16 protein-coding genes and 2 pseudogenes are annotated in these 21431 nt (G+C 69.1%); 17 read left to right on the forward strand and 1 reads right to left on the reverse strand.

The genetic code is table 11. The features are described 5' to 3' along the window. Positions 1-124 precede the first annotated feature (124 nt). Entirely contained in the window at positions 125-976 is an 852-nt protein-coding gene (locus LGI35_RS02805; protein WP_227291990.1) for an NAD(P)H-binding protein, read from the forward strand. After that, positions 973-1689, forward strand: a complete 717-nt coding sequence (locus tag LGI35_RS02810; protein WP_227291991.1) for an anthrone oxygenase family protein — start codon at positions 973-975, stop codon at positions 1687-1689. The genes LGI35_RS02805 and LGI35_RS02810 overlap by 4 nt, the downstream gene beginning before the upstream one ends. A gap of 401 nt (positions 1690-2090) precedes the next feature. On the opposite strand, the gene LGI35_RS02815 is transcribed toward LGI35_RS02810, so the two are convergent. Continuing rightward, complete coding sequence (locus tag LGI35_RS02815; protein WP_227291992.1) at positions 2091-3065, reverse strand: DUF1259 domain-containing protein; 975 nt, start codon at positions 3063-3065, stop codon at positions 2091-2093. 708 nt (positions 3066-3773) lie between these two features. On the opposite strand from LGI35_RS02815, the pseudogene LGI35_RS02820 reads away from it, so the two are divergent. The 15 genes and pseudogenes from LGI35_RS02820 to LGI35_RS02885 form a co-directional block, all read left to right on the forward strand. Then, a pseudogene (locus tag LGI35_RS02820) lies at positions 3774-4604 on the forward strand (endo-1,4-beta-xylanase); the annotation flags it as partial. A 59-nt stretch (positions 4605-4663) separates the two neighbouring features. Further along, positions 4664-4744 (forward strand): annotated as a pseudogene (locus LGI35_RS46535) (hypothetical protein); the annotation flags it as partial. 171 nt (positions 4745-4915) lie between these two features. Then, positions 4916-5146 (forward strand): cellulose binding domain-containing protein, encoded by a 231-nt coding sequence (locus tag LGI35_RS02825; RefSeq protein ID WP_264484714.1) that lies wholly within the window; start codon positions 4916-4918, stop codon positions 5144-5146. Between the two features lie 226 nt (positions 5147-5372). Continuing rightward, positions 5373-7484: a glycoside hydrolase family 6 protein gene (locus LGI35_RS02830; protein ID WP_227291993.1), complete on the forward strand. Its 2112-nt coding sequence runs from the start codon at positions 5373-5375 to the stop codon at positions 7482-7484. Between the two features lie 221 nt (positions 7485-7705). Continuing rightward, positions 7706-9064 carry an MFS transporter gene (locus tag LGI35_RS02835; protein ID WP_227291994.1) on the forward strand — a complete coding sequence of 453 codons (1359 nt, stop codon included), beginning with the start codon at positions 7706-7708 and terminating at the stop codon, positions 9062-9064. A gap of 172 nt (positions 9065-9236) precedes the next feature. After that, on the forward strand, positions 9237-9857 hold the full coding sequence (locus tag LGI35_RS02840; RefSeq protein ID WP_227291995.1) for a hypothetical protein: 621 nt from the start codon (positions 9237-9239) through the stop codon (positions 9855-9857). A 587-nt stretch (positions 9858-10444) separates the two neighbouring features. Continuing rightward, complete coding sequence (locus tag LGI35_RS02845) at positions 10445-11725, forward strand: ATP-binding protein (RefSeq protein ID WP_227300182.1); 1281 nt, start codon at positions 10445-10447, stop codon at positions 11723-11725. Between the two features lie 806 nt (positions 11726-12531). Next, positions 12532-12741: a ferredoxin gene (locus tag LGI35_RS02850; protein ID WP_227291996.1), complete on the forward strand. Its 210-nt coding sequence runs from the start codon at positions 12532-12534 to the stop codon at positions 12739-12741. Continuing rightward, positions 12731-14098 carry an NAD(P)/FAD-dependent oxidoreductase gene (locus tag LGI35_RS02855; RefSeq protein WP_227291997.1) on the forward strand — a complete coding sequence of 456 codons (1368 nt, stop codon included), beginning with the start codon at positions 12731-12733 and terminating at the stop codon, positions 14096-14098. The genes LGI35_RS02850 and LGI35_RS02855 overlap by 11 nt, the downstream gene beginning before the upstream one ends. A gap of 31 nt (positions 14099-14129) precedes the next feature. Further along, positions 14130-15329, forward strand: coding sequence for a cytochrome P450 (locus tag LGI35_RS02860; protein WP_227291998.1), 1200 nt, complete (start codon positions 14130-14132; stop codon positions 15327-15329). Between the two features lie 527 nt (positions 15330-15856). Continuing rightward, on the forward strand, positions 15857-16456 hold the full coding sequence (locus tag LGI35_RS02865; RefSeq protein ID WP_227291999.1) for a hypothetical protein: 600 nt from the start codon (positions 15857-15859) through the stop codon (positions 16454-16456). A gap of 194 nt (positions 16457-16650) precedes the next feature. Then, complete coding sequence (locus tag LGI35_RS02870; protein ID WP_264484715.1) at positions 16651-17154, forward strand: DUF5987 family protein; 504 nt, start codon at positions 16651-16653, stop codon at positions 17152-17154. Continuing rightward, positions 17151-18746 (forward strand): GMC family oxidoreductase N-terminal domain-containing protein, encoded by a 1596-nt coding sequence (locus LGI35_RS02875; protein WP_227292001.1) that lies wholly within the window; start codon positions 17151-17153, stop codon positions 18744-18746. The genes LGI35_RS02870 and LGI35_RS02875 overlap by 4 nt, the downstream gene beginning before the upstream one ends. A gap of 12 nt (positions 18747-18758) precedes the next feature. Further along, positions 18759-19697: a hypothetical protein gene (locus LGI35_RS02880; RefSeq protein ID WP_227292002.1), complete on the forward strand. Its 939-nt coding sequence runs from the start codon at positions 18759-18761 to the stop codon at positions 19695-19697. 421 nt (positions 19698-20118) lie between these two features. After that, positions 20119-21159 (forward strand): PP2C family protein-serine/threonine phosphatase, encoded by a 1041-nt coding sequence (locus LGI35_RS02885; RefSeq protein ID WP_227292003.1) that lies wholly within the window; start codon positions 20119-20121, stop codon positions 21157-21159. Positions 21160-21431: the final 272 nt, after the last annotated feature.

A 21431-nucleotide genomic window follows, 5' to 3' on the forward strand; every position in this document is an offset into this window, starting at 1 on the left:
TCATCAACCTCTGGGTCAACGATCCTTGCACGCTTGCTCGTTGTTGCCGATACCCAGCCGCCGGATCATCGGAAGTGGCCGAACAAGACACGGCCGGCACTACCGAGAAGCGGAGGAAAACACAGTGACACGCGATGACTTGACCCTCGTCCTGGGCGGGAGCGGCAAGACCGGCAGCCGCGTCGCGCGGCTGCTGACCGGACGCGGTCTGCCGGTACGGATCGGCTCCCGGTCCGGGGGCGTGCCGTTCGACTGGACGGATCCGGCGACCTGGGCGCCCGCGCTGGAAGGTGCGCGAGCGGTGTACATCGCGTACCACACGGATCTGGCCGCTCCTGAGGCGCCTGACGTGATCGGGGCCTTCGCCGAACTGGCGGTGGCATCGGGCGCGCGCCGCCTGGTGCTGCTCTCCGGCCGCGGCGAACAGGGAGCGGAGGCCTGCGAGAAGGCCGTGGCCCGTTCGGGGGCCGACTGGACGGTGCTGCGGGCCAGTTGGTTCGCCCAGAACTTCAGCGAGGGCTACCTGCTGGAGCCGGTACTGGCCGGTGAGGTGGCGCTGCCCGTCGTCAAGGTGGGGGAACCATTCGTGGACGCCGCCGACATCGCCGAGGTCGCCGCTGCCGTACTCACCCAGCACGGGCACAACGGGAGGACCTACGAGCTGACCGGGCCGCGCCTGCTCACCTTCGCCGACGCCGTCGCAACCATCGCTGAAGCGACCGGCCGGGACATCTCCTTCGTCTCCGTGCCCGTCGACGACTACGCCGCCGGACTGGCCGCCGATGGCGTCCCGGACGAGGTCACCGCCCTGCTCACCTACCTGTTCACCACGGTGCTCGACGGGCGGGGCGCCCACCTGGGCGACGGCGTCCAGCAGGTCCTCGGCCGCGCTGCCCGGGACTTCACCGCCTACGCACACGGCACCGCCGCCACCGGCATCTGGACCGACAAGAGCACTGACAGGGGCGCCGCATGAAACACCTGCAGACCGGCACGCTGCTCGCCGCCACCCTCTTCACCGGGCTGATGGCCGGCCTGTTCGCGGCCTTCGCCTACTCGGTCATGCCCGGCCTGGCCCGCTCCTCCGACCACACCCTCGTAGAGGCCATGCAGGCCATCAACAAGGCCATCATCAACCCGGTGTTCATGCTCCCCTTCCTGGGATCGATCCCGCTCCTCGGCCTGACCGTGGTCCTGGCCTGGCGCGGCCACGGCCGCCCCGCACTGCCTTGGCTGATCGCCGCGCTGGCTCTATATCTGGTGGCTTTCGCGGTCACCAGCGGCGTCAACGTCCCCCTCAACGACCAACTCGCCCGTGCCGGCGACCCCGATCACATCAAGCATCTGGAAACGGTCCGCGTCCACTTCGAGGCCAAGTGGGTCACCTGGAACATCGTCCGAGCCCTCCTCCACACCGGAGCCTTCGCCTGCCTGACCTGGGCACTGATCGTGTACGGCGCACACCGGCTGCAGGAGAACACCAGCACCGACGCATCCTCACAAACGCTTGCGCCGGCCTTCCACGCCTCCGCGTTCGGCTTGAGGGATGCTGCAGGTCAACCTGACCTGGGTCGGAAGCCTGAGGCGTCGCGCCATGCGCATGACGGTTTGCCTCATGCCGCAGGGCCGCAGATGTTGCGGCGTGATGATTCCAACCCTGCAGTGCGGACTGCGACGAACGGGACATAGCCGTCGCTGAGCGCTCCTGTCCAGGTCGCCGCGCCCCAGCCAAAGGGCGCAGCGACCTGGAATTGCTCGCTGTGGGAACGGTTACGCCCGATCCGTTCTCGACCTGACCGATGCCGAGCGAGAGGCCCGCCCGCAGAACGCGATCACCGAGCCGCGGGAGGCGACAGGAGCCAAGCCCGGCCTCAGTGCTCACAGTTGCCAGGAGCGGATACGGTCAGCGGCGCCGTACGTGTCGATGCGGTCGGCATCGTCCAGAAGTCAGTCGACGAGGCCGGGGATCTGCGGACCGTCCCGGAGGGGTTCGCCGCCGTGAAGCGGGAATACGCCGAGCTGCTCAAGGCCATGGATCGTGAGAGTCAGCTTGTGGGGATGCCGTGGGGCAGCGATCCGCCGTCTGCTCGTCATACTCCGCTGGTCGGCACCACGTTGGTGGCATGCACCGCGGGGCGCAGTGCTTTGGCGAGCTTGACGGCGTCGCCCACGGCCCAGAAATGGGTGAAGAACAGGCGGGGGCTCTCCGTCAAGTGGTGGTTGTGCAGCTCGACGAGTTCGATCCCGCCCCGCCGCAAGGCTCCCAGTACGTTCTGGACTTCCTCGGCGAGCATGACGCAGTCGCCGCTGAGCGCTGCTCTGCCGTTTCCCAGCGGCTGGAAAATGAACGCGCTGGTCGCGCCCAGGCCGGCGGGCAGTTCGAGATGGCCGTCGTAGATCGTCTCGCGGCGGGCGAAGACGGCCTTGTAGACCACGCCGTCGCTGGAACCTTTGGCGCCCAGCGCAGCGTCGATTGCGGCAGTGTCCAGGTTGACGGGGGTCGGTGGGCCGGACGGGGTCGCCGGAGGGATGTCGGTGCGTTCGAATCCCGCGCGCAGACCGCGCGCCAGGGCCAGTTCGTCATGGCCGTGTCCGTGGACGTGGACCCACCAGATGTCGGGGTGATGGGCGGGAAGATGTTTGTGGAGCGCGGTCTGCGCGATCCCATTCGCCTGCCAGGTGTCGATCACCCGCTGCAGTTCGCTCTCGGTGACCGCCACATCGCCCATGCACATCGTGCTGCCGTCAGCGTATCGGACGAACGCCACGTGCGCACCCAGTGCGAGTTCCGGTGTGATGACGATGCCGCCCTTGACGACGACGCGAAGGTCGTCGCGCGGGAAGGGGGTGTGGTACGTCGTCCCTCGCAGCAGGTTGCCGCTGCGGCCCAGCACCTTCGCTACGGCCGCCCAGTCCGACAGGGTTGTCTTCACCGGCTTGACCGTCATCGCCCCGGCGGGCATCCCGCCGGCGCTGGCCCGCCCCGCCCCGGCCAGCACCGGTGCCAGCGCGGCAGCGGCCAGGACGCGTCGCCGAGACGTGGCCGCCTGTTTGTCTCCAGTCATCATCTGATCTCCTCCATGGCGAGATGAAATCATGAGGAATGCGAGCCTTTGGGTCTATATAGGCACGCATAGGCCAAATGCGCTCTCGATCCATCGCCGGACGGCGCCTTGAGCGGCGCCTTGAGCGGCGCCTTGAGCGGCGTCTCGCGAAACAGCCGCCAGGTCCCCGCAATCAGATCAACCACCGACACCTGATACCGACGGCCGGGCCGCCCCAACGGGGACCCGCACGACGACACAGCCTTCATCCCCAAGTGCCCCTGACCTGGCGGCCATTGATAGCGCTCACCCCCGCCCGCACAACCGGCCTCGATGCCGTCCCGGTCCGCCCGGACCGCCCTCCGGGCGGCACCGTGCACGCCGACGGCTAAAGGTTGCGGCGGGGCCATGGGTCCGGATACGCCGTCACGGAGAGTGGGATCGCCCGGTCGCTCTGCGGTGTGGGCTGCCGTCGCGGGGCGTGGAGCTGGGTCGTCAAGTTGCGTTCAAGTCTACGAATATGTAAGGCAGTTGCGATTCAACACTTGACAGGTGCGCATCACCGCGCCACTTTGGGAGCGCTCCCACAATCAAGACTTGCGCGCTTCCCCACCCTCTGCACGCCACACCTTCGAGACGTGAACCCGAGGCACGGGCGCTGTCCCGCTCCCCTGCCCTGGCTGCTCTCGGCCGAGGAAAGCGAATGTCATGATTCCGGTAAGGCACTCCATGCCCGTCGGCCCGGGCAGACTGCCCGGCCAGTTGCTCTCCGCGTACGCCCCCGTCTCGCCCCTGCGGGGCGTGCCGGCCCCGGCGGCCGAACAGGGCAGCCCGCACGACCTGGCAGTCGCACACGCCAAGTACTTCGACTCCGCCACCGACAACCTCGAGTCGCCAAACACCGTGTACGCCGCCACCCTCGGTTCCGAGTCCGGTCAGATCACCCCGGGCAACTCCATGACGTGGGAAACCACCGAGCCGCAGCTGGCGCAGTTCACCTTCGCCAAGGGCGATGTGATCACCGGCATCACGCGGGATCACGGCCAGGCCGTGCGTGGTCACACGCTCGTCCGGCACAGCGAGCTGCCCGGTTGGATCGGCTCCCTGCCGCCGGCGCACGTGCAGGCTGCCATGACGCATCACATCACCGAAGTGGCAGGTCACTACAAGAGTGAGGTCGCCGCCTGGGACATCGCGCACGAGCCGCTCAGCGACGACGGGACCTTCCGTACAAGCCCGCTCCACAACGCATGGGGCAGCGGCTACATCGCCGCCGCGCTGCGAGCCGCGTACCCTGCCGCTCCGGGCACCGGGCTCTCCATCGACGGCTGCAACACCGAGGGCCCGGGCGCCGAGAGCAACGCCATGTACAACCTGGTGAGCGACCTGGTCGCCGACGGTGCGCCGATCTACGACGTCGAGTTCCAGGGTCATCGGGCCCTCCAGTACGGGTCCCCCGGCGGCACGCAGCAGAAATTGCAGCGTTTCGCCGATCTCCGGCTCGACGGGGCCGTCACCAAACTCGTCGACGTGCGCATGCGACTGCCCGCCGACGCGACGAAACTCGCCACCCAGACCACCTACTACCGCAACGTCATCGAGGCCTGCCTGGCCGTGGCGTGGCGTGGCGTGTCGGCATCACGGCCTGGGACCACATCGACAAGTTCTCCTGGGTTCCCAGCGCGTTCCCCGGCCAGGGTGCGGCCAGCCTCCATGACGAGAACGTCCGGCCGAAGGCCGCCTACGCCACCGTGCCCTGCGAGCCGGGCGGCGGCGACGAAGGCAGCGCTGAACCTGGCGCGCTCAAGGCCCAGTACCGCACCAGCAACTCCGCCCCCGGCGACCACCAGACCAAGCCCGCCCTTGAATTGGTGAACACTCGCGGCACCGCCGTCGACCTGTCCACCATGAAGGTGCGCCACTGGATCACCGACCAGAGCGGAGTGACCACCAACAGCACGAGGTGCGACTGGTCCCCGCTCGGCTGCTCCAGCATCACCCACCGGGCAGCCGCCATGAGTTCACCGAAGGCCGGCGCCGACCACTGCCTCGAAATCGGCTTCGGCAGCGGCAGCCTGGCCGCGGGCGCCTCCACCGGCTAGATCCAGCTGCGGCTGAACACGACCGACTGGTCGGACTTCGACGAGGGCGACGACTACAGCCGCACCACCGGCACTACGTTCACCGACGCCTCGCCCGTCGCGATCCATGTCGACGGCGACCTGGTGCGGGGCACCGAGCCGTAACACCGCGGAGCCCCGGAACAACCTCTCGCCCCGCCTTCGGAAAGTGCCCGAAGGCGCACGCAGGAAAGGACTACGGAGCCGCATGAGATCACGAAGTTCTACTCGGCACGGGATACGAAGAAAGTTCGCCGCACTCTCCGCCCTGGCAATCGCAGCCGCCCTCGCCGTGGCCGTCCCCACCCCGGCCTCCGCCGCGGCCCGCCTGGACAACCCGTACACCGGAGCCAAGGCATATGTGAACCCGCAGTGGTCCGCCAAGGCAGCCGCGGAGCCGGGCGGCAGTGCCATCGCCGACGAACCCTCGTTCGTCTGGATGGACCGCATCGCGGCCATCGAGGGCGCGGGCGACGCGATGAGCCTGCGTGAGCACCTCGACGAGGCACTCGACCAGGGCGCGAACCTCTTCCAGGTCGTCATCTACGACCTCCCGGGACGCGACTGTGCCGCGCTGGCCTCCAACGGCGAACTCGGGCCTACCGAACTCGACCGGTACAAGACCGAGTACATCGACCCCATTGCCGACATCCTCGACGATCCCGCCTACGCGGACCTGCGCATCGTCACCATCATCGAACCGGACTCGCTGCCCAACCTCGTCACCAACGCGGGCGGCACCGCCGGATCCACCACTCAGTGCGCGACCATGAAGGCGAACGGCAACTACGAGAAGGGTGTGGGCTACGCGCTCCACACTCTGGGGGCCATTCCCAACGTCTACAACTACGTCGACGCGGGGCACCACGGCTGGCTGGGCTGGGACACCAACTTCGTGCCGGCGGCCCAGGAGTTCAAGAAGGCCGCGACCACCGAGGGCGCCACGGTCGCGGACGTCCAGGGCTTCATCGTCAACACGGCCAACTACTCGGCTCTGAAGGAGCCGTACTTCAAGGTCACCGACTCGGTGAACGGCACGACGGTGCGTCAGTCGAAGTGGCTGGACTGGAACTTCTACGTCGACGAGCTCTCCTTCGCGCAGGCCCTGCGCACGGAAATGGTCAACCAGGGCTTCGCCTCGAACATCGGCATGCTCATCGACACGGCCCGCAACGGGTGGGGCGGCTCCGCCCGGCCCACCGCCGCCGGCCCGCAGACCAGCGTCGACGACTACGTCAACGGCGGCCGCATCGACCGGCGTATCCACGCGGGGAACTGGTGCAACCAGAAGGGGGCCGGCATCGGTGAGCGGCCCACCACCGCCCCGGAATCCGGCATCGACGCGTACGTCTGGGCCAAGCCCCCGGGCGAGTCGGACGGCAACAGCCAGCCCATCGCGAACGACGAGGGCAAGGGCTTCGACCAGATGTGCGATCCGACGTACACGGGTAACGGGCGCAACGGCAACAACCTGACCGGCGCACTGCCCGACTCACCGCTGGCGGGCCACTGGTTCTCCGCCCAGTTCCAGGAGCTGCTGCACAACGCGTACCCGCCCCTGGGCGGCAGCAGCGGTGGCGACACCCAGGCACCCACCGCGCCGACCGGCCTCACGGTCTCGGGCAAGACGAGCGGCAGCGTCTCGCTAACCTGGACGGCGTCGACCGACAACACCGGCGTCACCGCGTACGACGTGTACCGCGCAGGCGTCCAGGTGGGCTCCTCGGCGACGACTTCCTTCGCCGACACGGGGCTCACCGCCTCCACCTCGTACAGCTACACGGTCAAGGCCCGTGACGCGGCCGGAAATGTTTCGGCGGCCTCCTCGGCGGTCTCCGCCACCACGTCCGAGGGGGGCGGCACCGGCACCGGCACCCTCAAGGTCCAGTACAAGAACAATGATTCCTCGGCCACCGACAACCAGATCCGGATGGGCCTGCAGCTGGTCAACACCGGGACCGCCTCGGTGAACCTGTCCACGGTGAAGGTGCGTTACTGGTTCACGCCCGAAGCCGGCGCGAGTACTTTCAGCACCGCCTGTGACTACGCGGTACTGGGCTGCGGCAGCCTGACCCAGAACGTGACGGCTTCCGGCAGCCCGGTCGCCGGGGCCAGCCACTACCTGGAGGTCGGCTTCGGCAGCGGCACTCTGGCGGCGGGGGCCTCGACCGGAGAGATGCAGTTGCGCTTCAACAAGACCGACTGGTCGAACTTCAACGAGGCCGACGACTACAGCCGCTCCACGAACACGGCGTACGCCGACGCGTCGAAGATCGGCGTGTACGTGGGAGGCACCCTGAGCTGGGGCACCGCGCCCTGACCACCTGAAGCTGGGCCTTTCCCGCGCGGACGTCGACTAGACGACCACCTTGTCAGGGGCGCTTCTCAGGCGCCCCTGACAAGTCCGCCGCATGCGCCTCCGCGTACCTACCGCTTCAAGACCCACACTCGCCCGCGTGTTCAGCGAGGCGAGTGAGCGATCGGTTCGGCCGAAGGCGAAAGGGCAGCGGTCACACCCTCCCTGGCCGTTAGGTTCCCGTCATGCCAGCGGATGCAGGGGATACCTCGGAACAGACGCGAGGGGTCCGTGACGAGTCCGATCACCCAACTCGGCCGTGGGAGGTACTCGCCCGCCATGGCAACTTTCGAAAGCTATTCCTCGGCAACTCGATATCACTGCTCGGATCGAGCGTCACAACGGTGGCGCTCCCGCTGACATCCGTGGTCTACCTCCACGCTTCGCCGACTCAAATGGGCCTGCTCGGCGCGATGGGTCTTCTGCCGCATCTCGTTCTCGGGCTACCGGCCGGCATATGGGCGGACCGCGTTCCGTATCGACGCATACTCACCATCACCGACTTCGCCCAGACACTGGTACTCGGCTCAGTACCGATCCTGGCTACCTGCGGCTTGCTGCGGATGTGGCACCTCTACGCCGTCGTGCTGTTCGCGGGCGTTGCCAACCTCTTCGAGACCATAGCCGCGCAGTCCTTCACTCCGCTGCTGGTACCGCGCGAAGAACTACTCCCTGCCAACAGCGCTCTCATGCTGAGCAACGCGGCAGTCAACACGACAGGATCGGCCCTGGGCGGCCTCCTGGTGACGGTGCTCAGCGCGCCGATGGCTGTCGCTGTCGACGCCCTGTCCTTCCTGGTCTCCGGGATGTGCAAAGCATCCATACGCCACTCCGGACGGATCGCTGATTCGGTCACCACTCGCGACCTGTCGCTGCGGACCGACATCCTCGAAGGGCTGCGCGCGGTGTTCTCCCACAGGATCCTCCGCGCTGTGATACTCGCGGCTGCCATCGGTGCGTTCGCGGGCCAGCTGCAGGCTGTCGTCCTGGTGCTGTTCTTTGTCCGGGACTTGCATCTGGCTTCAGGTCTGGTCGGAGCTGCGATCGCCGTCAGCGGAGTGGCGGGAATCCTCGGGGCCACCATGGCGACCGGGTTCACTCGACGGGTTGGAACTGGCCGGGCCTTCATCTCCGGCGTCCTTGTCGCCTCGTTCGGGGGTCTAGTGGCTGCCGCTGCAGTCGGCCCCTCCCCCATGTCGCTGTCCATCCTGCTTCTCGCACAGGTCCTGCGCGGAATCGGCCCCTCGATGTACGGCGTCAACCAGCAGACCCTCCGCCAGGCCGTGATCGCCCCGTCGCTGCTCTCCCGTGCCAACGCCACCTGGCGCTTCGTTGTCTTTGGAGGACAGTCGCTCGGCGCCCTGGCAGGGGGCATGTCGGGATCCGTGCTCGGACTCAGGGCAACGCTGATCGCCAGCGGCTGCATGATGCTGGTCGGTGCGTCAACCGCCATCGCGTCGCCATTGCGCTCGCTGCGCGAGCTGCCCGCCCGTCAAGTCCTCGACGAGAAGAGCACGGCCCAGAGGCCCACATGGATCAGATGAGGCTCGCGAACGGGTGCCGTTGAGACTGCCGTCCGCCTTCGCGCGAAATTGCGGCAGGGCCTGGTCTATCTCTGGAGACCCATGGACCGACGGTGGACACGGCGTCCACCCCTCCCGATCGGGGTAGCCGTACGAACAGCCACCGACCCTGACCGGACAAGGAGCACGCCCCATGCGCCTCTACGCCCAGACCCCGGCACGTCGGAGCCGCCAGGTCCTCGCAGACCTGATCGCGGCGGCCCTGATCTACGCCGCGGTGAAGCTGGCCTTGGCCGTGCACGACGTGATCACGCGACTGGCCGAACCGGGCCGCAAGGCGGAAAGCGCCGGCAACAGCCTCTCCAATGGACTCGACGACGCGGGCGAGGCCGCCTCGAAGGTTCCGTTCGTCGGAGGCCAGTTGAAGAAGCCGCTCAGGTCCGCCGCCGAGGCCGGCACCGGGCTGGCCGACGCAGGTCGTTCGCTCCAGGAGACGGTGGGCCACGTGGCGACGTGGACCACGGTCGCGCTGATCGTCATCCCGGTGGTGTTCGTGCTGTTGCTGTGGCTGCCCCCGCGCCTTCGCTGGATCCGCCGCAGCGCTGTCACCCAGCGCCTCGCCGCTGGTCCGGGCGGCGCCGACATCCTCGCGCTACGCGTCCTGGTCGGCTCGCAGCGCGAACTCGAAGCGCTGCCCACGCTACCCGGCGGGTTCGCAGAGGCTTGGCGGCGTGGTGACGAACAGGTCATCGCCGACCTGGCGGCGATCGGCCTGCGGCGAGCGGGGCTCCGCGCCCAGCCGCCCAGTGAGTGATGGCCGACTTCCATCCGTGTCAGACGCCCGTCTCATCAGGAATCACACGCCGGACGATGTATCGCTCGGACATGCCGGACGCGGAACAGGCGGCCATCCGGCCGCTAGTTCTGGTGCCGGCATGGTTCCGGGGATCGGGCGGCCCCAGGGCCGATTGTTGGCACCTGTCGACCGCTAGCTGCTAACGCCTGTGGTGTGCCCTGTCTGACCTGGCCTGTGCGGCCCCTGAACCCGGAATACGGCGCGGCGAAGGACGTCGCAGTGAAATCAGGCTGGCTACTCAGAGCGACCCGATGTGACCTGATCGCTGGAATGTGCAGCCCTTCAACAGGCGATCTCAGCAGTCCCAGCGGCCGCCCTGCCGAGTAGGCAGCCCACCGGCACTCGCGGCAGGCAGGTCGGAGATATTCCGATGCCGTTCATGTACATCCGACCCGCGCTGCAGGCGAGTTTGACCGCATGGTCGAGCCCGGTCGGCTGCCCAGCGCCCCGACGAGGTCGCCCAGCGTGCTGGTGCCCTCCGTGCCCCCGGTGGCCGAGCCGTCTGCGCCTGGGAAGAATGAAGAACAGAGGGTTGGGTGCTGATGATGCCGACATGGCGTTTGCGGGACTTCCACGACGACGATCTGGACCGTGCCATCCAGATTTGGGACCAGGACCGGCAGGCTGAGGATGGGCCTGCCGTCTTCCCCGTCTCCGAGGTGATGGCGGCCGCCCGGAGTGGTGAGCCTGCCGTGGTCGCGGTGGTCGGCAACGACGTGGTGGGCATGGCCGTGGCGCAGTCCCAGGGCGACCGGGCCTGGATCACGCTGGTGGCGCTGGCCGCGACGTGGCGCAACCGCGGCATCGGCAGCTCGCTGATCGTGGAGCTGGAGCGGCGGCTACGCTCCCGGGGCACCCGCCGGATCGCCGCGCTGCTCGCCCCTGGGGCCACCGGCACCGCGGCCCTCGAGAACTGCGGCTACACGCCCCGCGGGGGGCTGGTCTTCTACGAAAAGACCGAGCATCTCGGGGCGAGTGACACCGGGCTGCTGGCGGAGCTGGGCGGCCGGGTACAACCCCCGGGGCTCTGGGAGGCACTTGTCGGGATGGAGCAGGAGAAGGCGGTCATCGAACGGCGGATCGTATTGCCGCTGGCCGAGCCCGCTCTGGCCGACCAATACGGAGTGCGGCCGCCGAAGGCCGTCATCCTTTTCGGGCCACCGGGCACTGGCAAGACCAGCTTCGCCAAGGCCATCGCCTCCCGGCTGGACTGGCCGTTCGTGGAGCTCTTCCCCTCACGGCTGGCTGCTTCGGGGGACGGGGGACTGGCGGCCTCGCTGCGTGACGCCTTCGGCGACCTGGCCGAACTGCAGAGCGTCGTGCTGTTCATCGACGAGGTGGAGGAGATCGCCGGTGTGCGGTCCGGCCTGGCTGCCGATCCGGCGCGCGGCGTCACCAACGAACTGCTCAAGCTCATTCCCGGCTTCCGCGACCACGACGACCGGCTGATGATCTGCGCCACGAACTCTGTGCGTTTCCTGGACCCCGCGTTCCTGCGGCCGGGCCGGTTCGACTACGTCATCCCGGTCGGCCCGCCCGATCCGGTCGCGCGGGCGGCGATCTGGCGGCGCTACCTCGGGCCGGCCGCCGCCGGGGTCGACCTGGACCGACTTGTCTCGGACAGTGAGATGTTCACCCCCGCGGACATCGAGTTCGCCGCGCGCAAGGGCGCCCATGCCGCCTTCGAGCGCGAGCTCGCCGACCGCGAGGGACGACCGGTGGGTACCGAGGACTTCCTGGCAGCTGTGGCCGAGACGCGTCCCACCCTGACCGACCAGGCGTTGGTGGATTTCCGGGAGGATATTGAGCAGTACGTGCGGGTCTGAGCCCGGGAGCCGTAGGGTCACCGGCGTGGCGCGGGGGTTGCGGCAATCGGGGTTCGCCGGCAGGTACGGACCCGGGTCGTTCAGCAGTACGGGGTTACCGGCCGAGCCCGTGGGGCCCGGCCAGATCAAGCTGGCACGCCGGCTGAGTGCAGGGCTTCTCGAGGGCTTGACGTGCATGCCCTCTGCGCCCGCCCATGCTTTGGCCGTGGATCCGTCGGTCGACGGAGTGGGCCGCGCCTTGGTGTGCCATCGCGCTGACTTGGGCCTCGTTCCTGTGGCGTTGCTCGCTGATCAGCGTGGTGCGCCGTCACGGAGAGATGTGCGTCATGTCGTATGGCGGCATGCGGTGGTGCCCTGCTCCGACACTCCGACGTGAAGGAGCCGCACCGCAACTCGTGGGCGGGGTGGCCTTGTTCTGCGGACTCGCACAGGGGAGGGGGTCGATTTTCTGTGGTTCGAGGGGTCGTTGTGGGACGCGCAGTTTGACTTCTCAGACGTCTGCGCTGATGCGATGCAGTCTCATGCGCGGGCGGCGTCAAAGAACGGGCGGGCTGAGGTGTCCGCCGGCCTTCAGCGGGCATGCACGGCCTCGAACAGCCGTCAGGCATGCCGCCCTCTGCCGGGGTGTCCGCCGCGTCGTTCTCGGCGGTCTCCTCGACCGGTGCCTGATCAGTCTCACTGATCGGGGCAGCCCCGCGAGCATGCTGCCAGGGGCCGTTTTCCGCCCACGGGAAGGCCGGCATGCGGGCCCCCAGTCCTGGTCGCATGCTGGAAGGAGGGGTGAGACGACCGAGGAAGTGGTGGGGATGCAGATCGTTGTGGACCTCACGCGCTGCCAGGGCTACGCCCAGTGCGTCTTCCACGCGCCGGAGGTGTTTGAGCTGCACGGCGAGGAGGGGCTGCTGTACGCCACGGCCGTCCCCGATGACCAGGTCGAGCGCGTGCGCGAGGCCGTGGCGGCGTGCCCGGTGCAGGCCATCCTCCTCGGGAAAGAGGTGAGCGGCGGTGCCAGGTGACCTCAAGGACGGCCGCATCGTCATCGTCGGAGCCTCGCTGGCCGGGCTCAGGGCCGCGGAGGCGCTGCGCGAGGAGGGTTTCAAAGGCTCGCTGACCGTGGTCGGGGACGAGCCCCACCCGCCCTATGACCGGCCGCCCCTGTCCAAGCAGGTGCTGCTCGGGCAGGCGACGGCGGAGACCACCGGGCTGCCGATGCGCCGGGACCCGGACGCCGAGTGGAGGCTGGGCGTACGCGCCACCGGCGTGGACCCGCTCGTGAAACAAGTGTTGCTGGATGACGGTGAGTCGCTGCCGTACGACCGTCTGCTGATCACCACCGGGACCCGCGCGCGCCCCTGGCCCAACCAGGACGAGGGCGCCCTGGACGGAGTGTTCACCCTGCGCACCCGTGAGGACGGCGCAGGGCTGGCCGAGCGGCTGGCCGCCGGTCCGGAGCGAGTGCTGGTCATCGGCGGCGGCTTCACCGGCTCGGAGATCGCCTCCGCCTGCCGTGAACTGGGGCTGGCGGTCACGGTCGCCGAACGCGGCCCCGCGCCCCTGGTGGGCGCGCTCGGCGGGACCCTCGCGAAACTCGCGGCCGCCATGCAGCGCAACCACGGCGTCGACCTGCGTACCGGGGTGACGGTCACCGCCCTGCACGGGAACGGCAGCTTCACCGGCGCCGATCTGTCCGACGGCAGCCGTGTCGACGCCGACGTCTGTGTCGTGGCGTTGGGCGCGATCCGCAACGTTGAGTGGCTGGCGGACTCCGGGCTGGCGTCGGGGCCTCGCGGGATCGCCTGCGACGCCGGTTGTCGCGCCTTCGACATGTACGGGATCGTCACCGACGACGTCTTCGCGGCCGGTGATGTCTCCCGCTTCCCACATCCGCTCTTCGGCTACCAGATGCTCTCCCTGGAGCACTGGGGCAACGCGGTCGAGCAAGCTGCGGTAGCGGCCCACAACATGGTCAGTCCGGGGCCGTTGCGGCGCCCGCACCTGGCCATCCCGACGTTCTGGTCGACCCAGTTCGGGCTCAACATCAAATCGGTGGGCGTGCCCACCTACTCCGACCACGTGGTCATCGCCCAGGGCTCTCTGGAGGCGCGCCGCCTGGCCATGGTCTACGGATACCAGGGGCGGGTCACCGCCGCGGTCACCGTCGACATGGCCAAGTCGCTGGACTACTACCGGCACCTGATCGAGACGGCCGCTCCGTTCCCGCCCCCGCCCGGCGCGGCGGACCGTGCGATCGCGGCCGACATACCGCTCCCCTCCGATGTCCCGGATCCTTCCGTACTCTCCCACGGCCCCACCGTGGCACTCACCGGATACCTGCCCGACCGCCGGCTGACCGCGGTACAGCCCATGCGCTGACCCGCCGCCCGTCCCACGACGAGGAGCCACCATGGACTCCGAGACCCTGCTGGCACGGATCACCGACTACGCCAGCCGCCCCAACCCCTATCCGCTGTACGCGGAACTCCGCGAGGCCGGTCCCGTGGTACAGCAGGCGGATGGCAGCTGTATGGTCGGCACGTACCACGAGATCGCCGCACTGCTGCACGATCCTCGGATGAGTGCTGATCCGCGCTCCCGCACCACGCCTTCCCCCTACGAGGTGCAACTGCAGCCGCCCTTCCTGGCACTCGACGACCCCGAGCACCACAGGCTGCGCAACGCGGCCATGCGACCGTTCGGTCCGCCGCACAGCCCGGGCCGGGTCGCTGCCATGCGAGGCGAGATCGTCCAGCTCACGAAGGATCTGGCGGAGGGTCTCCAGGAGGGCCGGCAGATCGATGTCGTCGACGACTTCGCCTACCCACTGCCGGTCACCGTGATCTGCCGTCTGCTCGGCGTCCCGCCCGAGGACGAGCCCCTGTTCCACGCATGGACCACCGCGATCATCGCGGGCGCAGACATCGGGCCCGAAAGTGACAACGCCGAAAGGGACCGGGCGGCCCGCCAGGCCCGGCAGGAACTGGGCCAGTACCTGGTCGGCCTCGCCGAGCAGCGTCGTGGCCGGCCTACTGGCGACATGCTCTCCGACTTCATCAACGAACCGGACCCCGCCTTTCGGCTCACCGAAGAGGAACTGGCGGCCACCACCGTCCTGTTGTTCCTCGCCGGACACGAGACCACGGTCAATCTGATCGCCAATGGCGTGCTCACCCTGCTGCGTCACCCCGACGAGCTGAGCCGTCTGCGCGCCGATCCCGGCCTGCTGCCACAAGCGGTAGAAGAACTGCTGCGCTACGAGCCCCCGGTCCATATGCGCGAGCGATCCCCCCTCGTCGACATCGACATCGCCGGCACCAAGATCGCCGCCGGTACATCCATCGTTCTGGGGCTGGCCTCGGGCAGCCGCGACCCCGTGCGCTTCCACGAGCCCGACCGGTTCGACCCCACCCGCCCGGACAACGAGCACTTCGGCTTCGGCAGTGGCATCCACCTCTGCTACGGCGCACCACTCGCCCGTGCCGAGGCCGAGTCCGCGCTCGGCGCGCTGATCCCCCACCTCAGCACGGCACAACTGGTGCAGGACCCGCCCCCCTACCGGCAGAGCGCCATGCTCCGCGGCCCCCGCCACCTGCCCATCCACCTGTAAAGCGCTTGGACATCTGCGGTGTCCGGCTCCGCCGGATCTGGGTCCGCGGCGCCACCATCAGATTCGCTTCACCATCGGTCCGAAGGCCGATGCACTGCGAAGGAACTCGGGTAGCGGTGGCGGCGGACGAGCAGGCACCAGTGACCGTCCGCGTCGCCGTCGGGCGTCGTCCGGGCCGACGTCGGTCATGGCCCAGTCGTAGTGACGGTCGCCCTTGATCCCGTTGCCGGTGCGCATTTTTGGGATCCCGGCCCACGAAGCAGCCCGCCACCTTGCCCATCATCGAACCGCCCGGCAGGCGCCCAAGCTGGGGACATCGCAGTGTCGGCGATCTTGCGCGCCTCGACGGTGATCACCACCGGGAAACGGACCAAGCGGGTCCACTCCGGCGCCCATGCCTCTCCGGCGACCGGGATCACCTCCGTCCCATGTCTTGTGCTGATGGCACGCAGCGATCAAGATGACGCCTGCATGTGACCGCTGGTAACCGCCGCCCATCAGGGCTGGGACACGAAGAAGGTCCTGCTGTGCCCGTACTTCGCCACACGACGAACACCCTAGGCACCCTGTCGACAAGCGTCCGCCTCACCGTCTTCGGCGCAGTGGTGGCCGCCGGCGCCGCGCTGCTCCCCGCCGCTTCCGCCACGGCCGCGGAGCCCGGCGTCGGGGGCTACACCGACCCCTCGTACGCGTCTGCGTGCACCTTCCACCGCTATGGCGAGGGCGAGACGCCGCCGCTCTCCCTGTTCAGCGCCGACCCGCTGTGTGTGGAGTACGCCAAGCGGGACATCACCGTGGCCAACGGCGGCGCGGCGCGCTTTGTACTGGCTGAGCCGGCGCGCTTCGCGATCGCCGTACCGGCTTGCCGATACTGGCAGTTGGACCACTGGAGCGTGCAGGCCACCGTCGGCGGTACCGAGATGGTGGGCTGGGACGGCAGTTACTGGTTCGACAAGGCGGAGGGCAGTGCCGCGGCGAAGGTACGCAACATCACCGTCGCCGGGCAGCCCGCCCAGGCCGAGGAGGCCGCGAGGGTGATCCGCCCGTATGACGCCCGGCTCGCCGACGCGCTCTTGCGCGACGCCGCGGGTGTGAGGGTGCAGCTGCCGGTGAGCGGGCTGTGTTGAGGGAACCGCCCGCTCGTCCCACTCGGCGCCGGCTGCTTGTGGGGCTGACCGCCGCCGTCGCCGCCCTGCGGGCCGGGGAGCTGACCGCCGATGCCGCGCCTTCGGCGCGTCCTGCCTCCGAGCAGGTCTCGGTGGCTCGGACGGGTCTGGTGCCCGACCCGACGACCGCCACCCTGGAGGCGTTTGCGGACACCATGGTCCCGGGCGAGAAACGGTACGGCCAAGACGCGGCGATCGCCGGCGCGGCCCCCGGTCCCGGCGCCGTGCAGGCGGGGGCCGTCGAGCTGCTCAACCTTCCCGACCTCGGCATCGGCGTACTGCTGCCCGAGCTGGCGCTGCTCGTCAACACCCGTGCCCTCGCCTTTGCGGCCACCCACGGCCGGGTCCTGCTGCCCACTCAACCTCCCTTCGTCGCCCTGCGGTTCACCGACCGCACCGTGCTCGCCGGAGAGCTGCTCACGCCCGGCGCCCCGGACCGGCAGCTGTATGTGCTGCTCGCCCTCTTCGCCGCCGCGGCCTTCGACACCGCAGCTCACCTGCACACCGCCGCAGCCATCCGGCAACGCCACCCGGGCCTGGCCTGGATCGGCTTCCCGGCGCCCGACGCCGACGGGCTGTGGCGCTTCCCCGACTACTCGTACGGCCGAAGGCTCGCCTCCGAGCACCCGCTCACCACCCCCGGAGGGCACCCCGCATGAGCACCACCGAACGCACCGACGTGCTGGTCATCGGCAGCGGCTTCGGGGGTGCCATCCCTGCCTACCATCTGGCCGCGGGTGGCGCCAAGGTGGTGATCCTGGAACGCGGACCGCACCTCACCGCCCCTGACTTCACCCATGACCTGCGCCTGGGCAGCTACACCCGGATCGTCGACCTCGTACAGGGCGACGGCATCACCGTCGTCGCCGGGAACTGCGTCGGCGGGTCCAGCGTGGTCTACTTCGCCGCTTCGCTGCGGGCTCCGGGCTTCGTCTTCGATCGCCGCGGCAGTCTGGGCCATCGCCTGTGGCCTTCGACCCTGACGCGCGCGGCACTTGACCCGTGGTACGACCGGGTCGAGGAGGCTCTGCCTGTCGCCGAGCAGAGCTGGGACCAAGTCCCTTACCCCGGAGGGTTGTTCGCTGCAGCGTGCGCCCGTGCGGGCCGCAGCTGCAATCCTGTGCCCGTCGCCGTCGACCTGGCCCGCTGCACCAACTGCAATTGGATGCTCAACGGCTGCCACTTCGACGCCAAGCGCTCCATGCTGCTGAACTACCTCCCTGCCGCGACCGCGCACGGCGCCGAGATCCGTCCACTCCACGAGGCGCAGACCATCGCGCCTGCCACCACACCCGGATACCGCTACCGCGTCTCGTACACGCAGCTCGACGCCGGCGACTACCGGCTGCCGGTCGGCGTGGGCGCGATCGAGGCCAAGACCGTGGTGCTGGCCGCAGGCGCTCTGGCCACCCCGGTGCTGCTGCAGCGCTCGGCTCCCCTGCTCGGCGGTGTCCCGCGAGCCGTCGGACGTTACTTCTCGGGCAACGGCGACCGCGTGTCCATCGCCGATGTCGACGAAGGCAAGGTGCGCGACCTGCTCGGTCTCGAGCGCGCACCGGGAATCCCGTACCAGGGCTTCCCCATCGGGAAGCCCATCGGCTCCATGTCGTACGACCGGCTCGATGCGGCAACGGCGGAGTTCACCCGCTTCTCCCTTCAGCAGATCTACTTTCCCGGCATCACCGACCTGCTGGCCCAGGCCACTGACGCCCCGGCGACGAGCTGGTTCGGCGTCCGCAAGAAGGAGATGCGGGCACGCTGGCCGTCGTGGCTCTCTGTGCTCGCCATGACCGAGGACGACAACGAGGGCGTCTTCGGCCCACCGCCCCCCACAGGAAGCTCGACGCGCGTGGCCACATCGCTCTGTCTGTCCACGCTCTCGTACCGGCCGACAGCGAACACATTGCGCGGCTGGGCCGCCGCGGATGCCGAGGCCCGCGCGGTGCTGGAGAGCGACGGTCTTGCGCGGGTGCGGCCCTGGAGCGAGAACGCCGCCGGGTCCGTGAGCGCGCATCCCCTCGCCTCCTGCCGGATGGGGGACGACCCCGCCACCTCGGCGCTCGACGATCGCGGCGAACTGCGAGGCCATCCCGGCCTGTTCGTCACCGACGGTTCGGCAGTGCCGACCTCGCTCTGCGTCAACCCCTCACTGACGATCGCGGCGCTGGCCGAACGGGCGTGCCCCGGAATCGTGGAGAGCACCGTCGAGGCAGGCGTACGCGCACGGTACGGGGCCCCCGCGCCCCGGTGAAAGGAAGCCCTCGTGAACTCGCTCTACCCGCCGCGGTTGACCGGCCGCCCAGGGCGGCTCGAAGTCTGGTACGCGACGTTGACCGATCCCCGGACCGGCACCGGCGTGTGGATCCACCACGAAGTGGTGGCGCCTAAGCACGACGGCCCCGCCCGGGCGCATGGCTGGATATCCGTATTCCCACCCGACGGTCCGCCGGTCACCGAGCGGTTCGGGGTCCCGGACTCCCCACCGCCGCAGGGCGAGGCGTACTTCGAGGTGCCGGGCGTACGGGCATCGCCCCAACTGCTGGAAGGCACAGCGGGCGCGATCACCTGGCGCCTGACCGTCGCCGGGCGTGGAAAGCCCCTCTACACCTTTCCACGCTGGTCCTGGCAACGTGAAATACTGCCCGCCGCCCAGATCGTGCCCGCCCCCGACGCCCTCTTCGAGGGGGAACTCGTCGTCGGAGAACGGCGGTTCATCCTCTCCGACGCCGTGGGAGGCGTCGCCCGGATCGCCGGGCACGGCAATGCCCAGCGATGGGCGTGGCTCCACGCGGGCCTCGGCGGCGGCGACGTGCTGGAAGTGGTGGCCGCCGTCGCCCGCCGTCCCACGATGCGGTGGCTGCCACCGTTGCCGATGCTTCAGCTGCGGATCGGTGGCACCGACTGGCCGCGCGACCCGCTGCTGACCGCGCCACTGCTGCGCGCACGGATCGGACTCCCCGACTGGTCGGTCACAGGCAGCACCGCGCGGCGCAGAGTACGCATCGATGTGACCCAGGACCCGGCCGACTGTGTGTCACTCTCGTACACCGACCCCGACGGAACGACCGCCACCTGCACCAACACCGAACGCGCCACCGTCGACGTGATCGTCGAACGCCGCACCGGACTGCACCAATTCGAGGTGGAACACCGCTGGCATCTGGATCACACGGGTCACGCGGAGGTGGGAACGCGCCCGTGAGCGCAGTGCTCACGGCACACATCCACCACGACGCCACTCTTGAGCGGCACAGCAAGGGCGCCACCCCACCCTGCGCTGTGGGGCGGCCACACTTCAGCTCATCCCCGGCCGCACGCCTGCCTCCGGACCCTCGCCGTCCGACGTGAGGAGAGGTTCGTCAGGTAGGGCGAAGAAGACCTGACCCATCACCCCAACGGCATCCACAAGGATGCCTGCGCAGGGTTTGCCTTGCTCGGCGCGGCGGACCTGCCGGCCCGCCGCGGCTGCGAGATCATGAATGCCGCCTCCCGGCCGGCCCACCCTCGAACAGGGATCCGGGCTTCACGACAGCAGGCAGTATCGACCCGGAGGAGGGCGGCGAGTGCCGACGCGCAGCGGTGTTGCCGAGGGCCCGCCGGCACCGACCTGGGTGACTCCTGGCGTGACGCTGGGGACGGCCGTCCTTCTCTACGCCCTTGTGGTCGGCATGCAGCTGAGCACCTCGCCGTCCTTGCACTTTCCCTCGGTCCTGGTCGCGATCCCCGCCCTCGTCGCGCTGGCTTTCTCCCCACCGATGATCATCAGTTCGGCCGTGGTGGTGACCGCGACCCGCTGGGCTTTCCTCCCGTTCGACGGGCGCATCGCCGCCGCGAGCGGCACCACCGCGGCGACTCTTGTCATCGCAGCCGCGGCCTGCTTCGTGGTCCGCCAGCGCCGACGTGAGTCCTCCCGGCTGCGGAAGGTCACCTCCGTAGCCGAGACCGCCCAACGCGCGGTGCTGCGTCCGCCGCCCACGGGGCTCGGCCCCTTTCGTATCGCGGCCGACTACCGCGCCGCCGCCCAGTTCGCCCGCATTGGAGGCGACCTCTACGCCGTCGTCAACACCGCCTTCGGTGTCCGCGCCCTGATTGGCGATGTCCGCGGCAAGGGCCTGGACGCTGTGGCCACAGCCGCCGTTGTCCTCGGTTCCTTCCACGAGGCCGCGTACGACTGCCCTACCCTCGGCAGTCTGACCGACCGACTCGAAATCAGCCTGCGGCGCAGCCTGGTCGACACCGAGGCGTTCGTCACCGCGTTTCTGGTCGAGCTCCACCCCGACGGCCTCACGTATGCGCTGTCGTGCGGGCACCCCGCACCGCTCATCCTTCGCAGCGACATCGTGTCCGAACTCCCCGCAGCCTGGGGACTGCCTCTGGGCCTGCGCGGTCTGGCACCCTCGGTCGGTCCGGTGGCGGCCCTCACCACTCGTCTCCGACCCGGTGACACCCTCCTGATGTACACGGACGGCCTTGCCGAGGCCCGCGACGCGGCTGGTGACTTCTACCCGCTCACCCGCCGCCTCGCCCATTACGGGCGAACGCAATCCGGCCCCACTGCCCCTGGCCACCTTCTCGACTGGATCCAGACAGACGCCCTCGACCACAGCGGGGACGACACACACGACGACGCGGCGCTCCTCGCGCTCACCTGGACAGTCGAGTAGGCACCCTGGCACGGGTGGGGGGTGGGCGACAGGCAACACGCCAGCCCTGCCGCCCACCCGGCTCCCACCAGCCATGGTTCGTTGGCCAGGAGGGTGGTGCGGTCTCCTTCGGGCAGGCTCAGCGCTTCCCCGATGATGCGACTGACAGGGCGTCGGGTCGTTTCGAAGTCGGTCGTCACCCACGGACGCCATCCCAGCGGATGATCTCCGCTCGCAGGGATGGCCTGCTTTTCAGGGGATGGTGAACGTCTCTGCGAAACCCGGGGTTTGAC

Origin of the sequence: Streptomyces longhuiensis (genome assembly GCF_020616555.1) — a bacterium.
GTDB lineage: Bacteria > Actinomycetota > Actinomycetes > Streptomycetales > Streptomycetaceae > Streptomyces > Streptomyces longhuiensis.